Annotated in this window: 3 protein-coding genes; 2 read left to right on the forward strand and 1 reads right to left on the reverse strand. The window is 70.3% G+C overall.

Going from position 1 to position 3,706, the window contains the following annotated elements; translation table 11 throughout:
• Positions 1-132 precede the first annotated feature (132 nt).
• Positions 133-1,275 (reverse strand): DegT/DnrJ/EryC1/StrS family aminotransferase, encoded by a 1,143-nt coding sequence (locus tag ACFW1I_RS25835; RefSeq protein ID WP_384674208.1) that lies wholly within the window; start codon positions 1,273-1,275, stop codon positions 133-135.
• Between the two features lie 270 nt (positions 1,276-1,545).
• Here ACFW1I_RS25835 and ACFW1I_RS25840 point away from each other — a divergent pair, with 270 nt between their 5' ends.
• A complete protein-coding gene (locus ACFW1I_RS25840) occupies positions 1,546-2,346 on the forward strand; it encodes a class I SAM-dependent methyltransferase (RefSeq protein ID WP_384674211.1) in 801 nt (266 codons plus the stop codon).
• A 46-nt stretch (positions 2,347-2,392) separates the two neighbouring features.
• Positions 2,393-3,571, forward strand: coding sequence for a nucleotide disphospho-sugar-binding domain-containing protein (locus ACFW1I_RS25845; RefSeq protein ID WP_384674214.1), 1,179 nt, complete (start codon positions 2,393-2,395; stop codon positions 3,569-3,571).
• Positions 3,572-3,706: the final 135 nt, after the last annotated feature.

A 3,706-nucleotide genomic window follows, 5' to 3' on the forward strand; every position in this document is an offset into this window, starting at 1 on the left:
ACACTTCTTCTACTGCCCGCGCCCCCTCGGTCTAAAACCCCTGCTATTGCGCCGCCCGGTTCTTTGGTGAAGAGTTCCGGGCCTCCCCCCGGCCCCGGGGAGCTTCGTCGTCGAGGAGGGCCGGGCGGCCGCTCAGCCGTGCGCCTGGACCGCGTCGATCACCTCGCGCGCCACCAGGTCGATCTCCTCGTCGAGGAGGTCCTGGTGGGCCGGCAGCAGCAGGGCCGTGTCCGACACCCGGTCCGTCACCGGCAGCACGGCGTCGGTGGCGCCGTACCGGGGGACCCGGTGCAGCGGGTAGTAGCGCCAGGAGGTGTAGATCTCCTTGGCCAGGAGGTGCTCGCTCACCGCGTCCCGGACGGCCTGGGTGTCGAACCGGACCCAGTAGAAGTAGTGGGTCGACAGGTGGCCCTCGGGAAGCGGCGGAGGAACGCGGACGCCCGGGACACCGGACAGGGCACGGTCGTACCGCTCCGCGATCGCCCGGCGCCGGTCGACGAACCCGGCGAGCCGGCGCAGCTGCACCGTGCCCATCGCGGCCGTCATGTCGTTGCCGACGAGGCGGCGGCCGATGTCCTCGATGTCGAAACTCCACCACAGGCGCGGCGACTTGGCGGCGGTGGTGAACGCGCTGCGGTCCTCCAGGCCGTGGTACGCCAGACGGCGCGCCCTGCGGGCCGCCTCGGGATCCCGCACGTACAGCATGCCGCCGTCACCGGTGGTGATGACCTTGCGCGCGTCGAAGCTCCAGATGCCGAAGTCGCCGAACGTGCCGCACATCCGGCCGTGGGCGCTGGAGGCGACCGAGACGGCCGCGTCCTCGATGAGCGCGACACCGCGTTCCGCGCACAGCGCGGCGATCTTCTCCACCTCGCCGGGGTAACCGCCGTAGTGCAGCACCATCACCGCCTTGGTGCGCGGGGTGAGCACGGCGATGATGTCCTCGACCCGGGGGTTGGGGACGTCGTCGTCGACGTCGCAGAAGACCGGGCGGGCGCCGGCGTCGATGACGCAGTTGGCGTTGGCGATGAACCCGTTCGACGGCAGGACGACCTCGTCGCCCGGGCCGACGCCGAGCAGTTCCATGGTGAGGAAGAGCCCGGACGTCGCCGAATTGAGGAAGAGGACACTGCCGTCCGGGACCCCGAGATGCCGGGCGAACTGCTCCTCGAATTCCTCGGTCCGCCGCCCGGACCCGAGCCATTTGCTGTCGAAGACGGCGCTGATCGCGGCGAGTTCCTCCGCGCCGACACTGGGCTGGGTCACATTGATCATTACAGTCTCCCGATCGTGCGGTCCGGTGGCCGGCGGCGATTTCGTACCGGGTGTTCATGCGCTCGTGCCAGGTGTTCCGTCTCGTGCGCGGGAAAAAAATCGGCGGCGCACGGGAATAATCCGAGTGTCGCGCACCCGGCTAAAGGTCCCCTAAATCCCTCGCGGCGTTCTGCGATTCAGCTTGTTTTAGCGGTGTTTCAGGGATCGGCGATAGATTACGACTCCCCGGCCGGTCGATGTGCCGGTCACCCACCGCACCTCGGAGGAAGTATGACCGGAAGCGGCAGCTCGATCGACAACGCGGTTTTCGATGAGCGCCTCGCCAATTTCCAGAAGTGGCAGGAAACGCCGTGGGGGCAGCTGCGCTATTCGGTGGTGGCGGCCAACCTGGACCGCCACCTGGACGAGCGCCCGCTCCGCGTGCTCGACGTGGCGGGCGGCAACGGCCGGGAGGCCGTCCGGCTCGCCGTCCGCGGCCACCACGTCACCGTCCTGGACGTGGCGCCGGTGTCCCTCCGCGGGGCGCGGGAGCTCGCCGCCGAGCACGACGTCGCCGGCCGCGTCGAGACCCGCGAGGGCGATGCCCTCGACGTGGCGGAGATCTTCGCCGGCCAGGAATTCGACCTGATGCTCTGCCACAACCTGCTGCAGTACGTTCCGGACTCCGCCGCGGTGATCCAGGGCATCGTGAAATGCATGAAGCCCGGCGGAATCCTTTCGGTGGTCGGCCCCAACGCCTACGCCGTACCGCTCGAGGCCGCCGTCCGTGAACTCGACCTCGCCACGGCCCTGGGCGCCGTGGACGCCAGGTACAAGCCCAACGTGGTGTACGGCAAGGACGTGCCGGTCCTGACCTCCGACGAGATCGGCGACCAGCTCGGCGGCGCCGGTCTCGACATCGTCGGCCACTACGGCGTGATGAACGTCTGCAATCTCGTCGCGGACAACGACATCAAGTACGACCCGGACTTCTTCGCCCGCCTTCAGGAGCTGGAAATCGCGCTGGCCGGCCGGATGCCCTATCCGCTCACCGCGCGCATGTTCCACCTGATCGCACAGCGTCCACGTTGACGACGTCCGGCTGACGGCAACCGGCCGAAATCGAGGGGTACTTCTCATGCGGGTTCTGTTTACCTCGGCTACGTTCCGATCCCATCTGTATCCACTGGTCCCGCTGGCGTGGGCGCTCCGCGCGGCGGGACACGACGTGCGGGTGGCGGTGCAGCCCTCGCTCGTCGGCGACGTGACCGCCGCCGGTCTGCCCGCCGTCGAGGTCGGCCGCGGCCCCGACTTCATGAGCGAGCTGCGCAAGTCCATCGGCACCGACAAGGGCGGCCCGGGCGGCGCCGCACCGAGCATCGAGCAGATCGTCGTCCCGCACATCCGGATCGCCGAGGCGGTCGTGGCCGACCTGGTCCCCTTCGCCCGGAACTGGTCGCCGGACCTCGTGGTGGCGGACCCCGCCGCCTTCGCCGCGCCGGTCATCGCCAAGGCCGTCGGGGCACCGCTGGTCCTGCACACCTGGGGGCCGATGCCCGACCAGCTGTGGGGCGACCTGACCTCCGAGCGTGCGGTGCGCGAGAACTGGCCGAAGGACCTGGTGGCGTTCCTCGACAAGTGGAACGTGGAGCTGGGCCCCGACTACGCCGCCCTCGTGGTGGACCCCTGCCCGGACGAACTGCTCGCCATCAAGATGGCGAAGCGGCAGCCGGCGCGGTACGTCCCCTACAACGGCGCCGCCGTCACCCCCGACTGGCTCCACGCGCCCAAGCGGCGCCCACGGGTGTGCATCACCTGGGGGACCACCAGCGAGTTCATGGGCGCCGACGTGCTCAACCCGGCGCTGCTGGCCATCGAGGCGCTGGCCGACCTCGACGTCGAGATCGTGGCGGCGCTCGGCAAGGCGGGCCCCAGGCTGCTCGGCGAGCCTCGTGAGCGGGTGCGGGTGGTCGACTGGATGCCGCTGTCGATGCTGATGCCGACCTGCGACGCGCTCATCAGCCAGGGCGGACCCGGCACGGTCCTGGCCGCCGTCGCGCACGGTGTGCCGCAGATCGTCGTGCCGCAGATGAGTGCGCAGCCGCTCGGCGCCGAGCTGCTGGCGGCCAGCGGGGCGGGCCTGACCCTCAAGCCCGACGACCTCACCGCCGGCTCCATCGTCGAGGCGGTCTCCCAACTCCTCGACGGGACCTCGGTCCGGCCCGCCGCCCGGGCACTGGCCGACCGGAACGCCGCGCGGCCCGACCCGACCCGGATCGTCCCCGTGCTGCAGGACCTGGCGGACGCCAACCGGTAGTCCCCGCACGGCTCAACGCACCACCACGTGGGGGGGGGGGGGGGGTGCGCGCGTTTCTGTTGTTTTTGGGGCGATGCCGACGAGCGCCCGCATCTCCTCGTACGGCGCTTGGATGCTCCGGGCCAGCGTGAGCGC

The sequence above is a fragment of the Streptomyces sp. NPDC058955 genome (assembly GCF_042741435.1).
In the GTDB taxonomy this organism is placed as follows: domain Bacteria; phylum Actinomycetota; class Actinomycetes; order Streptomycetales; family Streptomycetaceae; genus Streptomyces.